Raw genomic sequence first — 23,583 nt, 5'->3', positions numbered from 1 at the left:
TATAGGAAGGGGGTTAATCGCTATAGCTTGGCTACTGCTATTTACACAATTGTTTTCATCGCTTACTTGCAGACTGATGTTGTAGGTATTGGGAGAGGTGAATGTTACAGATGTGTTTTGATCTGTGGAAGAGTTTCCATTGTCAAAATCCCATGACCAATCAGTAATAGCCAAATCATCTCCAAAACTTGCATCAGTTAAAGTAACCGGGTCGTTTAAACAAAGCCCATCTGAAGTAAAGCTAGAGGTGGGTAATTCTTTTACTATGATTGTTTTTGTTAAACCTGCAGTACAATCATTTAAATCTCCAATAAGTGAGATGGTATATTCCCCGGGGCTAGTGAAAGTATGTGGAGCCACCTGTCCGTCAGCAAAGGTACCTCCAGGTAAAATCCAATCATACTCTAAAGGAAGATTTGATGGAATGGCAACACCATTAAAGTTTCCTTCTTCGCCAATGCAAAATTCATCATTGGTAATATCCACATCAAAATCTGGGTTTACAATAACATTATCATGGAAAAAGGTGTGAGAGCAGCCTTGTCCATTAGTAACAGTAAGATTTATTTGATAAAACCCATTGGAAGGATAAATATAGGTAAGTTCTTCTTCATCAGAATTATCTCCATTATCAAATTCCCAAAGATAGGAAACTATAGGATCATCAACAGAAGAGGCAGTAGAGGTATTGGTCAGTTCTACCACATTGGAAAGACAAGGGTTAATATAAGTAAAAGAAGATTCTGGAGAAGGAGAAATGGTGATTTCAAGATCCTGATTGTCATCACATCCAAACTCTGTTATGAGTTCTAGATTCACCGTATATGTACCAGCATTAGGGAAGGTATAACTTAGATCCTCAGTATTAAAGACATTCCCATCAATAGTCCAATTATAAGAAGTGATATCACTAATGGGTGCATTTGAATTATTAGTAAAAACAGTTTCAAGACCCAAACAATTATCATCTGCAGAAAAATCAGCCACTGGATTATCATAGACATTAAGCTCATGATTTTGAATACTAGAACAATTATCATCTGTGGTAACTGTAAGAATAACATTTTTGGTACCATAACTGGTGTAGGTATGGCTAGGATTCACCTCATTTGAAGTTCCTCCATCGCCAAATGACCATTCCCATTGACTAATACTTCCATTTATGGACTGATCGGTAAAATCTACTTGCTCTCCATCACAAATATTATACAAGCTAAATTCAGCTGTTGGGCTTTCAAATACCTCTACCGTAATACTCAAAGCATTTGACTCTCCACAACCAGGCGATTCACTACGTACAAAATACTCGGTGGTCACTAATGGAGGATCTATTAAAATTGATTTTCCAAGGGCAATTGATGTTCCATTTAAATCGTTAGCATACCAAGTATAAGAAAGGTCTGAACCTTCACAACTTAAGGTAATCTTATTTGGTATCTCTGCAGTACAAAACGACAGATAATCAGAAGAGATAGATGTGGGTGGACTAGGTGTAGTTTGAACAGAGATTTGTTGGTCGGCAGAACCATCACAACCTTCAGGGGTAGTGTAAAAATATTGAAGTTCATAGGTTCCATCACCACCGACCGCAGCAGGGTCAAAAACTCCGGCAGCATTAACTCCAGGCCCTGAATACTCACCTCCAGCAGGAGAGCCCTGAGTTAAAGTAATACTACCTAAACCTGCACAAACCAATGGGATTTCACCAAAAGTAACCTCTGGCATAGCCGCAACAGTAAAGTCCTCTATACTAGAGTTTTCACATCCCGCACCATCGGTATAATGGTATTCTAAATAATAGGTTCCTGGTCCTGTTTCTGGGGAATTCGGATCAAACATAGTACCATTTGAAATCACACCAGGGCCAGAATAATATCCGCCTGATGGTGAACCTCCATATAACATTTTGTGACCTTCGTTTACACAAAACACATTATTATTAGTGGAAAAAGTCACTATTGGAAGACCTGTTACAGTAATATCACTGGTTTCTGTATCTATGCATCCATTGTCACCAGAAACAGTGTAAGAGATTTCATGTATAGAGTTTACTGCAAATAGACTTGGATTGAAATAATAATTCCCTCCACTTTCGGTAACTCCAGGTCCGCTATATACACCTCCACTAGGGATGCCATGGTTTAGCAAAATGGAAGAAAGAGTAACACAGGCATTGGGAAAATCTGTTAGGGTAATACTAGGTAAAGGAAGCACTGGAACCGTAACTTCTGCTAAAGCTTGACATCCATCAGAACTTGTTACCAAACAGGTATATGTTGTTGTTACCGAAGGTGTAACCTCAAGAGTTTGTGCAGTGGAGTTATCGCCCCATAGATAGGCAGTACCTTCTGAAGCTTGCAGCTCAATTGTTTCGAGAGAACATATTTCTTGCTCGCCTGTGATGAAAGCTTCGGGTTGAATGACTTCAACATCAAAAGTATATTCATTATTATAACCACATTCATCGTTAACGCTTATGGTATAGCTTGTGTTAGCTGTTGGTGATACATCAATAGAGCTTACATTTCCGAAGCCACTTTCAGACCATGAGTATGTATAATCGGGATAACCATCGGATACCACAACGGAAAGCTCAGTACTTTCACCACAGGCAATTTCTAAATCCCCAAGCGCCTGGATAGCAACTGGTTCATGGTCTTCAATCTGAACAGTAACAGTATCTGTTGAGCTTCCTTCACAACCCAAGTAATGGGTATACTCTACCTGAAACAATTCAGGAGCCTCAGCAATCCCATCATCAATAGGAAGCACTTTCAATGTTTTAGAAGTTTCTCCGGCAGCATAGGTAAAACTCCCAATTGGGAAATTAGGAAGAGGAGGAACTGTAGTATAATCAATACCATATTGAGCTTGTCCACTTCCTTGTAAAACAGTAAAATCTACTGTTGTAGCTTCAGTTCTGGCATCGATACCAAATTTTAGAGTTACATCGTTACAACCTTCTACCGAGTTAGATATACTGGCATGGGCATATTCTGGTATAATTTCTACTTGTGCCGCAGTGAAACTATTTGATCTAAGAAATACTCCTGAATCAAATTGACCATCTTGAGCATCTGCAATAACAATTTTAATATGATATTCTGTACAAGGAACAACAGCAGCCCAAGCCGTTAACTCAACTGTAAAACCATCATATTCAACAGTTCCTTGTTGCTGAAAATTATTATTCACATAATACTGATTATTATCTTCAGAATTAACATTCATAATTGAAATAGCATCATCAGTATTAGGTATTAGAGCAATATTCTTTTTTACATAAACCCCTCCTGTAGGATCATCTCCAGATAAGAAAAAAGCAAACACATCATTAAAAGGTCCATTATTATATTCAGGATACTCATCTGATCCAAAAACATATTGGAATTTAATAGTATCTGTTTCTGGTATAAAATCGAACTCTATCCCAGATGCATCTTTAGTTTGTACTCCAGCAATAGCAGTTAAATCAGTATCTCCACTAGTTCCATTAATTACAGTAATACCCTGTGAACTATTGAACCCTTCGGCATCTTTTGCATCACCAGAGGTTAGAACTATTCCTGAGGGCATTCCAATATTAGAGGCGTATCCCACAAAAAAACCATTGGCGTTTGATGGGCCAATTAAATTTGCATTAAAAACATTAGTCCCATAAAAAAAACCTTCTCCTAATAACTCCTCAACTATTTGAATAGCCGTTTTATTTGGTGTTACATTCAAACCAAATTTTGAATTTTCATCTTTTGGAATGGAATTACTAGCTATTTTTTCTCTATCAATAAACTTCTGTTCATTAGAAGTACCTTGAGCATAGGATATACTAAATATAGAAATAGCCAGAAGTGTATATAATAGACGAATGTAAAATTTCCCCATGTTGGTAATTGTTGGTGTAGTTTGTGTGCACACAAAAATAACAAAATAATATCTTAATCTTAAAACCTGGTAGGGATATAAAATCTCTCCTCAGCTTTATACAATCTTCAGCATATATAATTGATAAATAGTATAACAAACTTGCGAAGATTGATTAAAAATTGTATAAATCCCAAGGAAAAACCATAAACGCATAAACTATGCATCTGAAATATCTTAAAATAGCTCGCTATTATTGCGATATTCCAAAAACAAATCTTACACATTTCTGATTTTCTGAGAATAACATTTTAAATCTTACTCAGGTTTAAACAAAATGAAAGACCCTAATTAATTGATTATGGTTGCCTAAGCAGCAAAGGAATGAAATAAAGAGCTAGAAGAATCAAAAAATATTTAAAATGATAATTGTATATTAAAAAATAATACTATTTTTGCACTCGAATTGCGGATGTGGCGTAATTGGTAGCCGCGCTAGACTTAGGATCTAGTGTCGAGAGACGTGGGGGTTCGAGTCCCTTCATCCGCACGAAACCAGAGTTTTTACTCTGGTTTTTTTGTATATAATAATTCCTGAATCGGAGATTCACATACTATTCAGAACATCTCGATAAATACAAACTAATTTTTCTTTCTGTCTCTTACCCTTTTTTTGAAAAAGGGTAGCAAAAACAACCGCTGTATCAAAAAGCCTACCCCACAAATAGCTTTCCGGAAAAACAATAAATGTTGACGATTGCATGTCAGCATAAACTCCTCCTTATAGCGACATTCTGCGAATTGTCACTAACGAGCGTCAAACAGTATTGTTTTTATTTCCTTCAAGCTATTTGCTCCGCTTAACGTCTTTCTGATAAGGCGGTCGTAAACTTCTTGCAGAAGTTTTTGTAAACTTTGCGTGGGTTTGTTTTTAGAATTTCTGATTTTAAACTTAATTCAATTCAATCAAAGCTAGCTTGCTATTTTGTCGGGCCACAACTATTCTTCCAGATGTTGATACTCTTCTTATTGTTAATGCTTTTCTCTGATTAAAAAGCTTAGAACTAAAAACTGCAGTATAGCACAATATTTTTAGCCCAGCGTGAAGAGCTGGGAAATAAGTTTAATATTTGTTTTATGCCACCAGATGAGAATTAGGAATATATTTACACTTCGGCAACATTATATAAGCTTGGAATTGAAATGGGGATATATTATTCCTTTTGATAGCAAAAACTTTCTATTCGGGCATATCAGAATAACGGTACCAAGTGTGACCTTTTATATTATTAATGATAGGTTTTAGATCGTCGTTATCTTCTAACATCTCTAGAAATATAGGCATCACTTCGTCGATATTATGATCTTGAAGCCATGGTTTCATATGCTTATCGCGTGCGGAAAATATGGGAAAAACTTCTACTTTCGATTTTCCATCAATAATAGCTTCTATACGACTAGATTTGTATTTCGCTATATTCTTGGTGTCTTTTCTATAATAGTGAACATGGATGGTATTTAGATATTGAATGAGTTTCTGCATTTCATCTTTAGTTACATTTCCCACATAAGATTCCAGCTTGATGTCAAATTCACTAGCGACCGTTCTAAGTACCTTTAGCTGCTCCATATAAAAATAAAAGGCTGCTGCCCTGCCACATGGATAACCTCGTTTTTCCAAATAAGTCTTACAATAATAACCCTCAGGCTTGGTCAACTTTGAATTCCAATACTCAAATTCTAAATTAAAACCATCCACCAATTCATTTTCATTATCGATATGATTTAAATTATACTGCAAAATGGGATCAAAAGATGTAGCCTGCTCCCCTACTACCGAAATCCTCTTTATACCATATTGTGTTTTTGCTTTGCTGATAAAATTTGCAAAAGGATCGTCAGTCATTTTGTTATTTAATGGAAATCGATTTCGATGAATCTTAGTGATATTATAGATAATTAAATAATTAAATCCATGACTTTGAGCATATTCTAAAAGCTTATTCTCTGACTTGGGGATATCGATGATGTCGGCAAAATCATTTACATAAAGGGCTTTTAGGGAATCCGTTTGAGAGGATGCCATGCCGATATAGGCAAAGCTAAGGATTAAGAATATGATGTTTTTCATAAGGTTTTCATTAGTCAATTAAGTTTCAAATGTACAAAAGCTTTTCTTATTATAAATACCTATTTATATGTAGAATTATCTTCAAAAAATCATTTTCCGAAAATTTTAAATATATTTCGATAAAGCTCTTAATTGATTTACTTTTGTACAATAATTAAGCCATTAAAATATTATTGAATATGAAAATAGGAATGATACTGGACAGCCATTTCCCACCCGACCCACGAGTGGAAAACGAAGCCTTATCTTTAATAGAAGCTGGACATGAGATTCATCTCTATTGTATTGATTATTCAAAAAAACAAAAAGCTGAAGAAAACATAAAAGGAATTCATGTTCACAGAGTATCTCCACCAACATTATTATATAAATTTTCGGCCCTAGCTTACGATCTTCCTATTTATCATTTATTCTTTAAACAAAGTTTGAAAAAGTTTATTGAGAATACTAAAATTGAAGCCATCCACATTCACGATCTCCCTATTGCTAAAAGCGTATTTGATATTAATAAGACTTTCAAGCTCCCCATCACTTTCGATTTACATGAGAACAGGCCTGAGATTATGAAATTTTATTCTCATACCCATTCCCTACTTGGTAAATTGTTAATCAGCCCTAAAAGGTGGAAGAGTGGCGAATATAAATATATAAAGAAAGCTGATAAAGTAATCGTAATAACCAACGCTGCTAAAGATTATTATTGTAAAGAAATGGATGTCGACCCCAGTAAATTTTATGTGGTTCCAAATTCTGTTCAATCGAGATTTTATACTGACTACACTATTGACGCAAATATTACCGAGAAATATAAAGGTCATTATACCTTATTATACTTAGGGGATACAGGATTAAGAAGAGGTCTGGAAACAGCCATAAAAGCCATGAATAATCTCATTTTAAAAATCCCCAATATTAAATTAGTCATTGTTGGAAAAAGCAGGACAGATCAGATTTTAAAGAATCTAATCAATGAGAACCACCTTGAGAATTATGTTGATTTTGTGGGTTGGCAAAATTTTGAATTATTCCCTTCTTATATTTTAGCAAGCAATATAGGAATATGTCCCCTCCATAGAAATATCCATCATGACACCACCTATGCCAATAAGATATTTCAATCTTTGTCTTTCGGAAAACCAATTATTGTGAGTGACTGTACTGCTCAAAAAGATATTGCAATAGATTATGAATGTGGCTTAGTATTTAAGGATAGAGATATTGACGATTATTCGGCTCAGGTTCTAAAATTATACGAGCAAAAAGACCTATATACAAAAATGTCGGAGAATGCCATGGTGGCCATAAAAGAACATCTAAATTGGGAGGTACTCTCTAGGGATCTAAAGAAAATATATCCAATATAATTGTAATTTCTGTCAAGAGAAATCAGTTCTTTTTAAATAGATGATGCTTTATATATTTAAACTCATGAATTAGTATCATCTTATATCTGGTTACGACTTCATTAAATCCACTTTGTTCGGTTGCATTATGCCGGGTTTTAATATCGATCATTGCTTTTTCAAAATCTCCCTCTGCTCCTATTTTATTCCAAAACACTTGAAAATCCTCTGCTAAGTTCTCGAGGCTCATTTCCATAGTTTTGGTTTTATTAGCCAAAAAAGCTTCTATGTTTATATTAACAGTATCAATATAATCGTAACAAGCCTGAAGTTTTTGAGCTTCATTAAGCTTAATGGTAGGAGTCAATCTTATTCCTTCACAAAAAGCCTCGATGATACTATATTTTTTATAAAATCTACTCATATGACTTTTAGCCACAGCATCACGATCTCTTTTTAAATGTACATAGAAAGCATTATCACCAAATAATAAATCCAATTGGCCTAGGTGCCAACTTAAACGATTATCAGACTCTATATGATTTTGGGGATATTGAAACCGTTCTTTGCCAAATTTCTTAGTCAAAGTCTCATGACCAGAACTGTAATTGGTAATATGGTGACAAGCTCTAGCGATGGTGGTAGAACCATTTCTACCTGTACTTAAAATAAAAACTCGCATTAAGGAATATGTTTTCTGTTTGTAATTCTTTTATGATGATATCCCAATCGAAAAACACCAACAAAAGGAAAACACAAATGTAAAAATTATTTTGTGCCTAGACCTATTAATAATTATAGCTTTAGAGTTCTCTCCAAAGCTATAATTATTTTTATTTATGAGAAAGTAGTATAGAAGCCCTCAAAGAATTGAGTATTTTTTTTTAGCCCCAATGTTTTCTTAGAACTTCTTAATAGAGCGGTTATTTCGCCAAAGGTCTAGCACATACTCTATCAGAAAAACTAGTCATTTGAAATAACTGAGTACCATCTAATGCCATTCGATATAAATGCCAAGGATTGCTATAATCTTGAGTTATTCCATTGACAAAGAAAACAGCTTTATTATCATCCGACAAACTAGCCCAAAGTGGATAATCATCAACTGGCAATCTTAATTCATGAATTATTCTTTTTCGCTTTATATCATAAAATACAATATAACCATTCCCATCAATATATTTGGGTGTGATTAAAAATTTTCCATCAGCACTTACATTAAAAGCATGTAGGTTAAATTCAGCATCTTCATAAACCACTTCCTCATTTGAACCATCATATTTTCTTCGATATATATCTTTTGTGCCATTTACTAGCTTACTAAAATAAATCCAATCATCAACTTTACTACAAGTTGGATTATCTTCATGAGCACCTGGAGGTGATAATTCTTTTACGGTCCCCAAATTATAGTTATAAGCCAATAATCTATATTTACCATTTTCTTTATATTGAAACAAAAAAGCACCTAAAACTTCATGATGTTTTAAAAAACTTACATTTCTATCAATTTCATAAACAAGCTCACCAGGGTCATTGTGGTTAATAGTACTTTTCTTGATCACCCCCGTCCTGTTATAATCAATATAATAGACATGCTCACCATCTTCTGACCATACTGGATAACAAACAATCCCCTGATCAATAACCTCATAGCCAATCTGATCACTGTTCATTTTACAAATCTCATAAGAAGACTTATTTGTGGGGAAGGTATAAAACAATACTTCATAAGTGTCCAACTCATAATGCTTAAAAAGGTATGCAAACTCATTGGTATCATTAATAATCACTGTGTCATGAATAATGATAGTATCTATTAATACGACGGTATCTTGAAAAATAATACTGTCGATTAAAAACAGAGTATCATTATTCGAAATAGTATCGTGCAAAAAAAGCGTGTCCTTTAAAAAAACAGTATCGTGAATAATTGTTTCTATGGTCTCTGTTTTCGTCTTTTCACATGATAAAAAACTGGTGGCAACCATCACAGATAACAAGATTAATGTAGGAATCTTTTTCATAATTATAAGTGGTAAAATTAATAATACCACAAACTTAGCAAAAATAACTATACAAACGTTATAGGGATAATATATTTTTATCTCACTAGTGCTGCATACAAAACTTCTACTGGATGCTCTGCTTCTTTTTGAGTTCCATCTTTTATCTGATGGCGGCAAGAGGTACCAGGAGCAGCGATAATTGTAGCCTGCTTGGCTTCTCTTACGGCTGGAAACAATACCAATTCTCCTACCTTCATAGATAAGTCATAATGCTCTTCTTCGTAGCCAAAACTACCTGCCATACCACAACAGCCACTAGGGATTTCTTCAGCAATATAATTCTCGGGAATACTCAACATGGTTTTTGTGGCACTCGTTCCACTCAACGCTTTTTGCTGGCAATGGCCATGAAACTTGATTTCTTTCGCATCTTTAGTAAACTGATTTTTACTAATTCTTCCTGCTCCAAACTCTTTTGTAATAAACTCCTCAATGGTAAAAGTAGACTTAGCTAATTTTTTGGCCTCCTCCATTAAAGATTCATCTACTAATTCAGGATATTCATCTCTAAAAGTTAATATGGTGGAAGGCTCCACACCTACTAAGGGAATCTGCTCTGTAATCACAGGAGATAGTAATTTTACATTTTTCTCTGCTATCTTTTTTGCCTTACGTATTAAACCCTTTGACAAAAATGTCCTTCCACTTTCATCATGCTTTGGAATAATGACCTGATAGCCCAATGAATTCAATAATAAAATGGTTTTTATTCCAATCTCCGTATCGTTAAATCTCGTAAACTCATCATTAAACAAATACACCTTCTTATCTAAATTAATATTAGAATTTCCATTCTTCTTAAACCACTTATCTAGGGTGGTTTTATATAATGATGGCAAGCTTCTTTTGGTAGAGAAACCCATTTTCTTCATAAAGAAGGCCGCAAGAGCAGATTTCATTAATGCATTATATAGAGATGGAAAAACAGAAACCAATTGATTTACAGTAGTGATATTGGCAATCATATTACTCCGTAATGGCACTCCATTGGCATCGTAATAATGCTGAAGGAATTCGGCTTTTAGTTTTGAAACATCCACATTTGAAGGACATTCCGACTTACAAGCCTTACAGCTTAAACACAAATCCATGATGTCATAAATCTCTTCATGATCGAAAGGATTTTTTTTATCAGAACGGCTTAAGAATTCTCTCAATACGTTGGCTCTTGCTCTTGTGGCATTTCTTTCATCACGAGTAGCCTGAAAACTGGGGCACATGGTTCCACCAATAGCAGCCGATTTTCTACAATCCCCTGAACCATTACAACGCTCGGCAGCTCTTAAAATTCCTGGGCCATTATCAAAACGGAAAATCGTCTCTATTTTTCTCTCCTGATTAATCCCCTCATAGCGCAAGGAGGTATTCATTGGAGGAGTCTTGATAATTTTATTTGGATTGAAAATGTGCTTCGGATCCCAAGTCTCTTTTAATTCCTCAAAAATTCTCATGAGCTTATCACCCATCATTAATGGAATAAAAGCTCCTCTCAATCTACCATCGCCATGCTCTCCTGATAAAGATCCTCTATATTTTTTTACAATTACTGCTGTATCATGAGCTATTTTATGAAAGAGGTCTACATCACCAGCATCCTTTAAATTTAATACCGGACGCAAATGCAATTCGCCAGTAGCAATGTGGGCATAATAAACACAGGACTTGCCATATTTCTCCAGCATCAAATTAATTTCAGCTATAAATTCTGGCAATACTTGAGGATTAACAGCAGTATCTTCAATTACTGGAGCTGGCTTACCATCACCCGGCATATTCGACAAAACACCTAATCCTGCTTTTCGGAGGTTCCACACTTTGGTCATGTCTTTACCAGTAACAATAGGAAAATGAAAACCATAATTAGCGGCCTTCATTTCTTTTTCCATATCAGCTGCTTTTTTGATAATCACATCCGGATTTTCATCGGCAAATTCCACAATGAGGATAGCACCGGGATCTCCCACCATAAAAAAGCGGTTTTTATCTTGCTCTTTATTGGTTTTAGTCATATCCATAATGGCCTTATCCATTAACTCTACAGAAAAAGGCTGATATTTCAGCGCTATCAAATTGGCTTTTAAAGACTCTTCCACACTATTCAAATGAACACAGACCAAAGCCTTATGTTTTGGAGGAAGAGGAACCACATTCAGTTTAATCTCTGTTGTAAAAGCTAAAGTCCCTTCAGAACCAGCGAGTAAACTGGAAAAATTAAAAGGTATTTGAGTATTTGAGTATTTTTGTGTTTCGAGTAATAAATCCAAAGCATATCCAGTATTCCTTCTTTCAATTTCAGGATCCGGATAATTGTCCTTTATTTCTTTTTGGTTTTCAGGGCTACTTAACACCTTGTGGACATTCTGATAAATTTTCGATTCTAAAGAATTACCTTTAAGTTTGTTAACAAATTCTTCATTGCTTAATTCCCCAAAAGCAACTTCGGACCCATCACTTAGAATCGTTTTTACTTCTAAGGTATGATCTCGAGTACTGCCATAAACCAAACTATGTGCACCACAGGCATTATTACCCAACATCCCTCCCATCATACAACGATTACTCGTACTCGTTTCTGGGCCAAAGAATAAGCCATAAGGTTCTAAAAACTGATTCAACTCATCCCGAACGACACCCGGCTGAACTCTCACCCACTTTTCTTTCTCGTTGAGCTCAATAATTTTAGTGAAGTATTTAGAAATATCGACTATAATCCCATTCCCAACTACTTGTCCAGCCAAACTCGTTCCAGCAGCTCTTGGAATCAATGAAAGCAGATTTTCATCAGCAAAACGAATTAGGAGTTTTAAATCCTCCTCTGTTTTTGGAATTGCAACAGCTAAAGGCTTTTCCCGGTAAGCAGAAGCATCAGTAGCATATAAAATCTTATAGGTTTCATCATAATGGAATTCACCAGAAAAATCCTTTTCTAGTTGCTTGAATAGTTGTATAAGGTGGGTTTCTTGCATTGAATTTTAATTAGATTGTAAAATTAGAAAAAATCGATGGCCCACTCTGGAATTAACGGACTTTTATGCAAATAAAAAAAGCCATTGATCTAAATGACCAATGGCTTCTATAAATTAAGGTAGAGATTTTTCTATTTTGCGTAACTAATCGCTCTAGTTTCTCTAATTACTGTAATTTTAATTTGTCCAGGATACTTCATTTCATCTTGGATTTTCTTAGAAAGGTCATAAGAAAGTTCAGCCGCTTTTGCATCGTCTATTTGCTCTGCACCTACTATTACTCTTAATTCACGACCAGCTTGAATAGCATAGGTTTTCACTACACCATCATACTCACGAGCCATGCTCTCTAATTTCTTCAATCGTTGAATATAAGCTTCTACTACTTCTCTACGCGCACCTGGGCGGGCTCCAGAAATAGCATCACAAACTTGAACTATTGGAGACAATAAACTTGTCATTTCAATTTCGTCGTGGTGAGCAGCAATAGCATTTACCACATCAGCACTTTCCTTGAATTTCTCAGCTAACTTACCACCTAATAATGCATGAGGTAATTCTGGCTCATTATCTGGCACTTTTCCAATATCGTGCAGTAAGCCAGCACGTTTTGCTTTCTTAGGATCTAAGCCAAGCTCACTAGCCATCGTTGCACAAAGATTGGCCACTTCGCGGCTATGTTGCAATAAATTCTGACCATAAGAAGAACGATATTTCATTCTACCCACCATACGCATCAATTCTGGATGCATATTATGAATACCAAGGTCGATTAGTGTACGCTTACCAGTTTCTAAAATATCTTTTTCAAGGTGCTTTTTGGTTTTATTTACTACCTCCTCAATACGAGCTGGGTGAATTCTACCATCAGTAACAAGTTTATGAAGAGCCAAGCGAGCCACTTCTCTTCTTACCGGATCGAAACCAGAAAGAATAATAGCATCTGGTGAATCATCGATGATGATTTCAATACCAGTTAAAGACTCTAATGCCCTAATATTTCTACCTTCTCGTCCAATGATACGACCTTTCACCTCATCACTTTCCAATGGGAATACTGAAACACTATTTTCAATAGCATGTTCAGCAGCAGTACGCTGAATAGATTCTATTACAATTTTCTTGGCTTCAGCATCAGCAGAAAGCTTTGCTTCTTCAATGATATCATTAACATAAACCATGGCATTGGCCTTGGCTTCGTCCTTAACAGTTTCAATTAATATGTCTTTTGCTTCTTGTGCAGATAAACCAGAAAGTGCTTCCAATTGCTGAACCTGTTGGTTCACCATTTTATCTAGACTTTCTTCTTTATTCATTACAATTTCGAGCTGTTGACTTAAATTGGCACGAATGGCCTTTACTTCCGCATTTTTTTTATTTAAGTCTTCTAATTTTTGGTTTAGGGCGGTTTCTTTTTGTTTAATTCTAGATTCTGCTTTTCCGATAGCACTGTTTTTTCCTTGAATATACTTTTCGTGCTCAGATTTCAGTTGAAGAAATTTCTCTTTTGCTTGGAGCATTTTCTCCTTTTTGATTACTTCTCCTTTTTCTTCAGCTTCCGTAATTAGGTGAATGCTTTTCTTTTCAAGGGCTTTTCTAACTATAATAGTAGCTATAAAAAAGCCTAGACCAACACCTCCCAATAAGAAAACCGAGTAAAATATTATCTCAGTCATTTCAAATGTTTTAATAAGTTCAGAATATGCGTTGGGGAGAGGCAGAAAAAAAAACCGCACAATTCCCGGAGTTGTAAACCCCTTTATAGACACGTATAGGGCTGCCAAATTCCTCGAAAGTCCACTGACCGGTAAACCGATACCCGTGAGGGTTGAGGCCTTTTCTAAAAATTTATGAGCTTATCCCTAATTGTTGTAATGTTGAATTTACATACTGTTGAGAACTGCGCGGATTATATTTTCAAAGAACTATGTTTAAATATTTAGGAGACTTTTGAACTTAAAAATTCATCTATCTCTTGCAAATGACTAGTCATCTCATTATCTCTATAGTCGATTTGCTTTTGTAAAGATAAGGAATTATTTGCTAATTGTAAAGAAATCATGGCCAATAAATCTTGAAAATCATTATAATGGAAGGTTCCACTATAGTCATTTATCAGTTTTTCAATATGTTCCGCCGATTTCCTAATTATTTCTTCCTCTTCTTCAGATTGTATTTTTAGTCTGTAGGGGCGATTTGCTATATTCACTTTTATGGTATGATCGCTCATCAGACTATTTATTTAAAAGATTTAAACTATTATCAATTCTCCGCACCAACTCATCGATGACAATTTTTGTACTTTCCTTGTCATCTTCCGAACTCATGGTTTTAGTTATTTTTATCACATCTAAATCTTGCTGAAGCTTTACTAAATGCTCGTCTTGGCTAATTAGCTCGTCTTTCAGTTTAGAATTTTGATGCTTTAAACTCTCGATTTCTTCTGTCAATCGGGTATTTGATTCCACTAGCAATTTGATTTTGTAATAGATACCCGAAATCAATGTACTTGCGTCTTTCATATACTGTTTTTGACCAAATCTTCCCTGCAAATATAAATGACATTATTCATTAATGCAAGCCTATAATAAATGTTAAAAATCATCAAATTAAAAGAGTAAAATGTTTTATTCACTGTTAAAACTCTTTTCACTTTTATAATAATAAGCTCATTATTAAAGGGTATAAAACTCAATGGTAGAAACAATTGCACTGTAAAATCGATTACAACCTACAATGGTTCTATCAATAGTAAGATTAGGTTAATAATGTATCTAAAAACAAAAACGAAGATGCCTATGTCTATTTATTTCTAAAAAAAACCAATCTCAATGGGATTAATTATCACAAATAATAAATATTTTCTCCATCTTTTTTAATTCTGTAAATTTTTATGGAATCAAACACGACTTTGATAAATATTTATCTTAGTTTTACCTTTTGAAACAACACTCTATTTATTTAATACTAAAACATTCAAAACATGAGAAAATTTACTTTATTATTAGCTCTAAGTTTAATCACACTTGGAGGTATAATGGCGCAAACATTAGTCTCTACCAATGTGGAAACTAGAAATGCTATGCTAGAAGAATACACAGGAATCCATTGTGTTTATTGTCCTGAAGGTCATGCTATTGCCGCTCAGCTTCATCACGATTATCCTACTCAAATTTTTCCAATCGCTATTCACCAAGGAAGTTTTGCAAACCCAAGTGGTGGTGAACCAGATTTCAGAACAGAATTTGGTGACGCCTTAGCAAATCAAACTGGATTAACTGGATATCCATCTGGTACAGTAAACCGTCACGTTTTCACAGCGCCAAATACTGCTTTAGGTCGTTCTGGTTGGGCTCCTGCGGCTATGGAAATCATCGAGATGAATTCTGTTGTTAACGTTGGTGCCGAGACGAGCTATAATGAAGCTACTCGTGAATTAACAGTTAATGTAGAGTTATATTATACAGCAAATAGCCCAGAAGGAAGTAATTTCCTTAATGTAGCTATTTTACAAAATGAAATTCTAGGCCCTCAAACAGGTGGTGGAGCTGGTAATAATTACGAGCACAACCATATGCTTAGACATTTAATCACTGGTCAGTGGGGTGAAGAAATCACTACTACAACAGAAGGAACTTTTGTAGAGCGAACATACGTTTACACCATGCCTATGGATTATACAAGCATTCCTGTGATTGTAGAGAATTGTGATATAGCTGTTTTCGTTAGCGAGTCGCATCAAGAAATTTATTCTGGAGTTACTATTCCCGCCATTGATGGAACTACTCTAATAACAGCTTCTCTAACTGCTCCTAGCATCATAGTTGCTCAAGGAACTCCAAATACTACTACTTCTTTTACAATGGATTTCACTAATTTGCTTACTACTGATGAAGATTTTGAATTCACATTGACTAAAGAAAATGCTCCTGAAGCATGGACAAGCTCTTTCATTGTAAATGGAAACAATTACGAAACAACAGCTACAGAAACTATGACAGCAGGGACAGCTTCTACAATTAGCATTGATATAACTCCAGATTCTGAAACTGGATTTGCAAAATTCTTCTTAAGTATCCAGTCTGTTTCTCAACCTAATACTAATCCCATCACTCAAGAAGTATATGTGGTTTCAAATGTGGTTAACTTATTATTACACAACCAAGGAACATGGAATGGTGGAACTCCTGCCGATTTAGAGGAGGATTATTATGCAGCATTTGAAGTAGCTGGAGTTGAAAATTATACTTCTTGTTCTTATAAATCCTTCTTATTGGCTACAAACGAGGCTGATGTGGTGAATAGCTTTTCAAATATCTTCTTTAATGTAGCATGGACTTTTCCTGGTCTTACTAATGGAAATGTTGAAATTTTAAGTGACTTTATCGACAATGGTGGTAACTTATTTATAGCTGGTCAAGATATGGGCTGGGACACATGGGAATCAGGTGGAAACGGAACCGACGAAACAAAAGCATTTTATACTAATTATTTGAATGCAGACTATAAAGGCGACGGAAGTACCTCTAATAATAGCATCAACCCTAATACTGAAGACGAATTCTTTGGTGACTTAGGCACTTCTTCTATCGTTGATATTTATGGTGGAAATATGTATCCAGATGAGATTGACCCCATTGGAACTGGTGAGCAAATCATCTATTATAACGGTGGAACAAGTAAAGGTGCTGGTGTAAGATCTATGACAGGCTCAGCAAAAGTGGTTTATTTAGGTTTTGACCCAAGCATGGTCACTGATGTTGATGTTAGAAACGATATCATTGTTAAAACTTTTGACTGGTTTATGAATGGTGTCGGATTTGAAGAAATGAATCAAACTGCTATCAATATTTATCCTAACCCATTCAAAGACCAATTGAATATCAATATGACTCTTGATGGAAAAACTCAAGTTGATTTGGTTAATGTATTAGGTGCTACTGTTTATTCTCAAGAATTCAATACCCCAAATATTAGCATGAATACTAAAAACTTAGAAAATGGTGTTTATATTCTAGTTGTTAAAAATGCTGGTCAACAATATACTCAACAAGTAATGATTCAGAGATAATACAGATGACTTATCAAAATGGCTTAAGGCACTTTTTGACTTACATTTGGTATCATTCTGAAAATATAGACTCTTAAGAGGAGGCCTAATTTGGAAACGCAGGGCAAGGAATTAATTTTTCTGCTTTGCGTTTTTTGTTTGCTCAAAATATTGGATAGTCAAATCGGTTCGATTGGTAAACATCCCATCTGAGTCAGCACCATACTGCAGCATTTGTAAACGAGTATCAAAAGAGTATGGGTGAATGAGAAAACCTTGACTTTTTATCCATTCTACATTTTGCTCGGTAAGCAAATCAGAATAATTATTTGGTGGACCTGCAATACTGGGCCCTATAATATGAGCTCCATTTTGCTTAGCAAAAGCCAAGTTTTCAAAATAGGTGATGCTATCATTTTTCATCATATTATCATCTCCTAGCCACAACAAGAAAGTCATTGGAACGCTTCCCTTAAATATATGATTCAGCTTCACCAAACTTTCTGGAGAAAAGGTTTGTAAGATGACTTTCGCACTCGTATTCCCCATATTTACTTTTCCTTCTCGACTAACTAAAGTATCAGAATCTGATTTCGTGCGCACATTCCAATTTAATCTAGACAGTTCTTGATATAAATCCTCCTCTATTCCCTGAAAAAGCTGGGGTTCTTTGATTTCTATATAAACCCCGGGTCTATGACCTGAATCTTCTTCATCCTTCACATAAAAGAAACGATAATGTATTACTCCTTCCTCTTCTATTATTTCATAGATTCTATTTCCCAATGAATCTTTAGCAATTCTATATCCTTCTGCAATTCTAATTGCATCCTCTAAAGTTGAAACTCCTTGACTTCCTCCAACATAAATGTTTTCACCTTCAAACAATACTTTCTCGCCTTCAGAATTGAAATAGAAAGCAGGTTTGTCCGTCTTCTTCAAATAAATCTCAGATGAATAATAATCTGTCCCTACTTGCGAAGCGCTCTCATAAAACCAAGCACCAGCATCCAAGCTCATCAATTCTTCAAAAGCGAAATATGAGGAGGGCCTTTCAGATAATTCTGGATAAATATTTTCAATATTGGTGGTTCGAGTTAGCAAGTCATCATGTAATGCAAGTAATACACCATCTTTTGTCCTTTGCACATCCACTTCTAAATAATCGGCCCCAATATCTCTAGCCCAGCGGTAAGCCATTTCTGTTTCTTCAGGGGCCCAATAGGTCGTTCCTCGGTGGGCAATCACTATATCTTTTGGAATAAATATTTTTTTCACTTCTTTCGAATCACTATTATATTTCTCTTCTACTAAACTTAAGACAAAGGACATAACGAATCCCACTATCAAAAACAATAGCAAAAGTGCAAGGTAAGAAAACCAATTTTTTCTCATTATTTCGATGGTTTTATGGTAAATAGTAAAAGAAAAATAGAAATGATGGCAGCAGCTATCAACACATAGAATCCACCGTCCCAACCATATAAATCAACAATATGACCCATGGCAATATTAGCAAATAGTGCACCACCTAAATATCCAAAAAGACCGGTAAATCCGGCGGCAGTTCCGGCGGCTTTTTTAGGCGCTAAATCTAAAGCATGAACTCCAATCAACATAACGGGGCCATAAACCAAAAATCCAATAGCGATTAAAGAAATATTGATAAGCATTAAGCTAGAAGAGAACCAATAAACGAAAACAAATATCAGCACAAAAAACATATAAATAATACTCACCTGAGCTCTTTGCCCTTTAAAAGCTTTATCACTTAACCAACCAGCTAACAATGTTCCTGGAATCCCTGCCCATTCGTATAAAAAATAAGCCCAACCACTTGTGGTGATATCCAAACCTTTGGTTTCCGAGAGGTAGGTTGGTGCCCAATCGAGCACGCCATAACGAATGAGATAAACAAAGGCATTAGCTATAGCGATAGCCCAAAGCATCCTGTTTTTTAAAACATAAGTGATAAAGATATCTTTGGCTTTTAATTCCTGCTCTGACTTCTCTTGATCATAATTTTCAGGATAATCATTTTTCCATTTCTCAATACTAGGCAAACCACAGCTTTGAGGGGTGTCTTCCATTAAATAGTAAACTAAAATCGCAATAACAAAAGCTATGATAGCCGGAAAATATAAAGCACTGTGCCAATCATTAAATATAGCCAAACCCAAAATAGCCAGAGGGCCAATGAGACCTCCACCCACATTATGAGCCACATTCCAAATAGACATTTTTGTTCCACGCTCTTTATTGGAAAACCAATGAACCATTATCCTTCCACAAGCCGGCCATCCCATTCCTTGAAACCATCCATTTAGAAATAGTAGAACAAACATAATAACAACTGAACTGGTAAAGAAAGGAATCAGCCCCATGACCATCATCGTCACAGCTGACAATATCAAACCTAAACTCAAAAATACTTTTGGATTACTCCTGTCACTCACACTTCCCATTACAAACTTACTGATTCCATAGGCAATACTAATAGCCGACAAGGCCCAACCCAATTGCGCTTTGGTATAGCCCTCCTCTATTAGATCGGGCATGATTAAAGAAAAGTTCTTTCTAACAAGATAATAGGCTGCATAGCCCAAGAATATTCCTAGAAATACTCGCAAGCGCATGATTTTATAATCTTCATCTGCTTGCTGGGCTTCTTTTAAAGGCTGGGCAGGTTTTGTCTTTAGAAATCCAATCATAATTATTATTTGATTTTTTCTAGCATGAATATCGATACGAATATTTAGTATCGCGAATTTAATTGAATTTCTAGAAATTAAAAGCAATGATATTCAACCAATATAGCATTAAAAACTTCCACATCAGATAACGTACATGTATATATTTATTTCACTACCTTAGCACATTATATCCTAAGCACATTATTATGAAAAAGTTATTCTTTTTATTTGGCATCCTATTTTTCTCTATTCCTTCATTCTCTCAAGATGCAGATTATACAATCATCAGAAGTGAGATGGAAAATTACTTTAGCGGAAACCTTAATAACAACAGCTATTACAGCCCTCGAAAAATGGAGATTGACCATGTGAAAAATCTTGAAGATGGTAAAATGATTTATTCTTATGCCTCGGCCTATCTATTTGATCAAGATGAATTTAATACCATATATCCCAATACTAATATTTTTGGGGATTCTGCTTTTGTTGATGCAGAAGGGAATACCACCTTTTATAATTGTAGAGACAAACAACTTACTTTCAACAAATATAATGGCGAAGCTGAAGAGTGGATAATCTATGAAGAAGATGGTATTAAATTAATGGGTAGCTACCAAAGTCCCTCCTATGAAGAAATCATGGAAGGCGTTTCTGATAGGGCAGCCATCATCCAGTTGCAGGTTATCGATAATGACGGATTAATAATAGACGACCATTATTATCATGGAAAAGAAGTAATCATCAGTAAAAATTATGGAATAGGTGATCATTTTCAAATCAATGAATTCGATGGCCTACTATCCTCTCATTACGCTTCTGATTTCCATTTGATAGGTATAGAGAAAGGTGATGAAATAATGGGAATGAATAATTATTATAGTGATTTAATTTCAGGCTTAGAGATTGGAAATGAAGTTCATTCTACCATTGAAAATTCTGACAACCAAATCATCAATAGAATTAAAAGAGTGATTCAGAAAGAAATAGGCTATTCCGATTTTATCTACACCTTCCAAATTTGTGATTATTATCCTCTTGAAGACACTATAATTTCCCATGAAACAACAGAAACCTATCTTTATCTGATGGATTTGAGAGAAAGTATTCCAGCACTAGATCCAGATGACAATAATTCCTATTGGGCCATTAATTATTTCTTCAAAAACAATTGGGAAAGTACCAATAATAGATATTTTGAATATCAAATTTGGGAAAGTGAAGAAACCGAAATGATAAACCAAAGAGTGGTCTGGTCTTTTGACACTTGGGGACCATTGGGCATGGGGGCTTTTGCAAAACATCAATTTATTGAGAATATTGGCAGCACTTGCTCCTACCAAGGTGAATATCTTATGGCGGATGAAATACAGTATTATAAAACCGAAACAGAAGAATGGGGAATACCATTCACCCTTGAATGCATCAATTCGACCGGTCTTATCGAAAATCAAGTGGAGCCAATTAATATCTACCCAAACCCAGCGGAGGATCGTATCGAAATTAATTGCGGCGAAACTCAAATTACTAAAGTCTCCCTATTTAATTTTCAAGGAAAAAAAGTAATGGAGCGAGTTATTAATAGTCAAGCTAGCGATTTGAGTTTTGATATTTCGAATCTAGAAAATGGCGTTTATTTAGTTGAGATAATGAGCCAAAATGGAACCATCAGTCAACATAAAATCATTAAAAGTAAACTATTCAAATAATTATTTACATTGAATCTACGAAATGAAAAATTACATCGAAAAACAATAAATGCTGTTTATTGACTAAGTAAATTAAAAATGTAATTACCAAAACTAACGTACAATATTATATTTTTAATTAATTTAGCATATAGTACCCTAAGCACATAATTATGAAAAAATTGGTTCTTCTAATCTTTATTATTGTAATCTCCTTACCGTCATTTTCACAAGTTTCAGACTATACCATCATCAGAAGTGATATAATAAGTTACTTTAGTGAATTTGTAATGGATTACAAAATCTACAACCCTAGAAAAATGGTCATTGAGAAGGAAAAAATGGTAGAGAACGGGAAAATGTTCTATTCTTATCCCTATGCATACCAATATGACCGAAATCCAAATATAACAATATACCCATATACTAATATTTTTGGAGATTCTGCATTCGTTGACTTGCAAGGTAATACTACTTTTTATAATTGTCGAGAAAAAGTAATTACACTAAACATGTATTCTCGTCAATCTGAAGAATGGATAATATATGAAAATGATGAGGATGAAGCTATACTAATCGGCAAATACCAAACTCCTATTTATATTGAAATTATGGATGGAGTTTGGGACAGTGTAGTTATTATCAGTTTAAAAGTAGAAGATTTCAATGGAAATATTCTAGAAGAGAGTTATTACCATAATAAAGAAATAATTATTAGTAAAAATTATGGCATTACTAAACACCTTCAGATTAATGAACTTGATGGTCTATCACAGCATGAAATCAATTACCCTTTTCATTTAATTGGAATTGAGAAAGGTGATGAAACTCATGGATTTTATAATTACTATAAAGATTTGATACGAGGATTAGAAATAGGAAATGAAGTACATTCCGAAATTGAAATCTCAAATAATAAAATTGTCAATAGAATAAAAAGGGTCATTCAAAAAGAAATAGGCTATTCTGACATTATCTACTCATTCCGAATATGTGACTATTATCCTGCTACAGACAGCAACATTCAATATGAAACAACAGAATCATATCCATATTTAATAGAATTACGAGAAAGCATCCCCACATTAAATCAAGATGAGACAAACTCTTATTGGGATTTTAATTATTTCTTTAAAATTGGTTGGAATCAAACAAATAAAAAGTATTTCCAGTATCAAATATGGGAAACTCAAAATGCAGATACCATTAGTGGACGAATAGTCTGGTTTTTCGAAACTATGGATAATTCAGGTTCAGCAACAACTCCTGCTGGCTATCATTTCATAGAGAATATAGGTAAGACATGTGTCTTTAAAGGAGGTTTTTTAATGGCTGATAAAATAAAATACTACAAAACTGAGACTGAAGAATGGGGAACACCATTCTCTCATGATTGCCTAAATGCATCTGGTGTTGATGATAAACAACTAAATCGAATTAATATCTACCCAAACCCCGCAGAGGATCGCATCGAAATTAGTTTTGGAGAAAGTCAAATGATTAGTGCTTCTATCATTAATATTCAAGGACAAAAAGTGGTAGAGCGAGTTTTTAATAGTCAAGCTAGCGATTTGAGTTTTGATATTTCGAATCTAGAAAATGGCGTTTATTTAGTTGAGATAATGAGCCAAAATGGAACCATCAGTCAACATAAAATCAAGACCGTTGCATAACGTAAGGATTCCTTAAATGGACAGTTTTTTTAGCTTTTTATCTATTATTTGTATTTCTAACGTGTTATATACTCTTGTTTTTCGATCATTTCCCCTTTAATTTTTACTATTA

General features: G+C 34.8%; 14 protein-coding genes and 1 tRNA gene. 5 read left to right on the top strand and 10 right to left on the bottom strand.

Translation table 11 applies throughout. From position 1 onward, the window contains the following. Positions 1-3,882, bottom strand: a 3,882-nt coding sequence (locus tag HNS40_RS18620) for a choice-of-anchor L domain-containing protein (RefSeq protein WP_172283673.1), incomplete at its 3' end; no start/stop codon positions are given. A gap of 447 nt (positions 3,883-4,329) precedes the next feature. On the opposite strand from HNS40_RS18620, the gene HNS40_RS18615 reads away from it, so the two are divergent. Then, positions 4,330-4,411: transfer RNA gene (locus HNS40_RS18615), tRNA-Leu, on the top strand. Positions 4,412-5,101: 690 nt separating this feature from the next. On the opposite strand, the gene HNS40_RS18610 is transcribed toward HNS40_RS18615, so the two are convergent. Next, positions 5,102-5,992 (bottom strand): hypothetical protein, encoded by an 891-nt coding sequence (locus HNS40_RS18610; protein ID WP_172283671.1) that lies wholly within the window; start codon positions 5,990-5,992, stop codon positions 5,102-5,104. A gap of 179 nt (positions 5,993-6,171) precedes the next feature. Between HNS40_RS18610 and HNS40_RS18605 the strand changes: the two genes are divergently transcribed. Next, on the top strand, positions 6,172-7,356 hold the full coding sequence (locus HNS40_RS18605) for a glycosyltransferase family 4 protein (protein ID WP_172283669.1): 1,185 nt from the start codon (positions 6,172-6,174) through the stop codon (positions 7,354-7,356). A 22-nt stretch (positions 7,357-7,378) separates the two neighbouring features. Here the strand turns inward: HNS40_RS18605 and HNS40_RS18600 are convergent, their stop codons facing one another. The 6 genes from HNS40_RS18600 to HNS40_RS18575 form a co-directional block, all read right to left on the bottom strand. After that, positions 7,379-8,017 carry a hypothetical protein gene (locus HNS40_RS18600; protein ID WP_216663618.1) on the bottom strand — a complete coding sequence of 213 codons (639 nt, stop codon included), beginning with the start codon at positions 8,015-8,017 and terminating at the stop codon, positions 7,379-7,381. 241 nt (positions 8,018-8,258) lie between these two features. Continuing rightward, positions 8,259-9,362: a DUF5050 domain-containing protein gene (locus HNS40_RS18595; RefSeq protein WP_172283667.1), complete on the bottom strand. Its 1,104-nt coding sequence runs from the start codon at positions 9,360-9,362 to the stop codon at positions 8,259-8,261. Between the two features lie 77 nt (positions 9,363-9,439). Further along, positions 9,440-12,370 carry an FAD-binding and (Fe-S)-binding domain-containing protein gene (locus HNS40_RS18590; RefSeq protein ID WP_172283665.1) on the bottom strand — a complete coding sequence of 977 codons (2,931 nt, stop codon included), beginning with the start codon at positions 12,368-12,370 and terminating at the stop codon, positions 9,440-9,442. Between the two features lie 131 nt (positions 12,371-12,501). Further along, positions 12,502-14,046 carry a ribonuclease Y gene (gene rny, locus HNS40_RS18585; RefSeq protein WP_172283663.1) on the bottom strand — a complete coding sequence of 515 codons (1,545 nt, stop codon included), beginning with the start codon at positions 14,044-14,046 and terminating at the stop codon, positions 12,502-12,504. 263 nt (positions 14,047-14,309) lie between these two features. Further along, a complete protein-coding gene (locus HNS40_RS18580; RefSeq protein WP_172283661.1) occupies positions 14,310-14,600 on the bottom strand; it encodes a cell division protein ZapA in 291 nt (96 codons plus the stop codon). 4 nt (positions 14,601-14,604) lie between these two features. Beyond that, a complete protein-coding gene (locus HNS40_RS18575) occupies positions 14,605-14,892 on the bottom strand; it encodes a hypothetical protein (RefSeq protein WP_172283659.1) in 288 nt (95 codons plus the stop codon). Positions 14,893-15,353: 461 nt separating this feature from the next. Here HNS40_RS18575 and HNS40_RS18570 point away from each other — a divergent pair, with 461 nt between their 5' ends. Beyond that, positions 15,354-17,441: an Omp28-related outer membrane protein gene (locus HNS40_RS18570; RefSeq protein ID WP_216664197.1), complete on the top strand. Its 2,088-nt coding sequence runs from the start codon at positions 15,354-15,356 to the stop codon at positions 17,439-17,441. Positions 17,442-17,552: 111 nt separating this feature from the next. Here HNS40_RS18570 and HNS40_RS18565 read toward each other — a convergent pair whose 3' ends face one another. Beyond that, positions 17,553-18,815, bottom strand: coding sequence for a glycerophosphodiester phosphodiesterase family protein (locus tag HNS40_RS18565; protein ID WP_172283657.1), 1,263 nt, complete (start codon positions 18,813-18,815; stop codon positions 17,553-17,555). Next, the gene (gene glpT / locus HNS40_RS18560; RefSeq protein WP_172283655.1) at positions 18,815-20,131 is read right to left on the bottom strand and encodes a glycerol-3-phosphate transporter; all 1,317 of its coding nucleotides are present in this window, start codon (positions 20,129-20,131) and stop codon (positions 18,815-18,817) included. Before glpT ends, HNS40_RS18565 begins: the two co-directional genes overlap by 1 nt. Positions 20,132-20,319: 188 nt before the next feature. Between glpT and HNS40_RS18555 the strand changes: the two genes are divergently transcribed. Continuing rightward, positions 20,320-21,819: a T9SS type A sorting domain-containing protein gene (locus HNS40_RS18555; RefSeq protein ID WP_172283653.1), complete on the top strand. Its 1,500-nt coding sequence runs from the start codon at positions 20,320-20,322 to the stop codon at positions 21,817-21,819. Between the two features lie 152 nt (positions 21,820-21,971). Further along, positions 21,972-23,471, top strand: a complete 1,500-nt coding sequence (locus HNS40_RS18550; protein WP_172283651.1) for a T9SS type A sorting domain-containing protein — start codon at positions 21,972-21,974, stop codon at positions 23,469-23,471. Positions 23,472-23,583 lie beyond the last annotated feature (112 nt).

The organism is Lentimicrobium sp. S6, assembly GCF_013166635.1.
Lineage (GTDB): Bacteria > Bacteroidota > Bacteroidia > Bacteroidales > UBA12170 > UBA12170.
This window is presented reverse-complemented; position numbering and strand designations above follow the sequence as displayed.

Excerpts from the sequence above, each read along its gene's own strand:
- HNS40_RS18595 (WP_172283667.1), bottom strand. The coding sequence starts at position 9,362 with ATGAAAAAGATTCCTACATTAATCTTGTTATCTGTGATGGTTGCCACC.
- HNS40_RS18565 (WP_172283657.1), bottom strand. The coding sequence starts at position 18,815 with ATGAGAAAAAATTGGTTTTCTTACCTTGCACTTTTGCTATTGTTTTTG.
- HNS40_RS18600 (WP_216663618.1), bottom strand. The coding sequence starts at position 8,017 with ATGCGAGTTTTTATTTTAAGTACAGGTAGAAATGGTTCTACCACCATC.
- HNS40_RS18570 (WP_216664197.1), top strand. The coding sequence starts at position 15,354 with ATGAGAAAATTTACTTTATTATTAGCTCTAAGTTTAATCACACTTGGA.
- HNS40_RS18575 (WP_172283659.1), bottom strand. The coding sequence starts at position 14,892 with ATGAAAGACGCAAGTACATTGATTTCGGGTATCTATTACAAAATCAAA.
- HNS40_RS18550 (WP_172283651.1), top strand. The coding sequence starts at position 21,972 with ATGAAAAAATTGGTTCTTCTAATCTTTATTATTGTAATCTCCTTACCG.
- HNS40_RS18605 (WP_172283669.1), top strand. The coding sequence starts at position 6,172 with ATGAAAATAGGAATGATACTGGACAGCCATTTCCCACCCGACCCACGA.
- HNS40_RS18555 (WP_172283653.1), top strand. The coding sequence starts at position 20,320 with ATGAAAAAGTTATTCTTTTTATTTGGCATCCTATTTTTCTCTATTCCT.
- HNS40_RS18610 (WP_172283671.1), bottom strand. The coding sequence starts at position 5,992 with ATGAAAAACATCATATTCTTAATCCTTAGCTTTGCCTATATCGGCATG.
- HNS40_RS18580 (WP_172283661.1), bottom strand. The coding sequence starts at position 14,600 with ATGAGCGATCATACCATAAAAGTGAATATAGCAAATCGCCCCTACAGA.
- rny (WP_172283663.1), bottom strand. The coding sequence starts at position 14,046 with ATGACTGAGATAATATTTTACTCGGTTTTCTTATTGGGAGGTGTTGGT.
- HNS40_RS18590 (WP_172283665.1), bottom strand. The coding sequence starts at position 12,370 with ATGCAAGAAACCCACCTTATACAACTATTCAAGCAACTAGAAAAGGAT.
- glpT (WP_172283655.1), bottom strand. The coding sequence starts at position 20,131 with ATGATTGGATTTCTAAAGACAAAACCTGCCCAGCCTTTAAAAGAAGCC.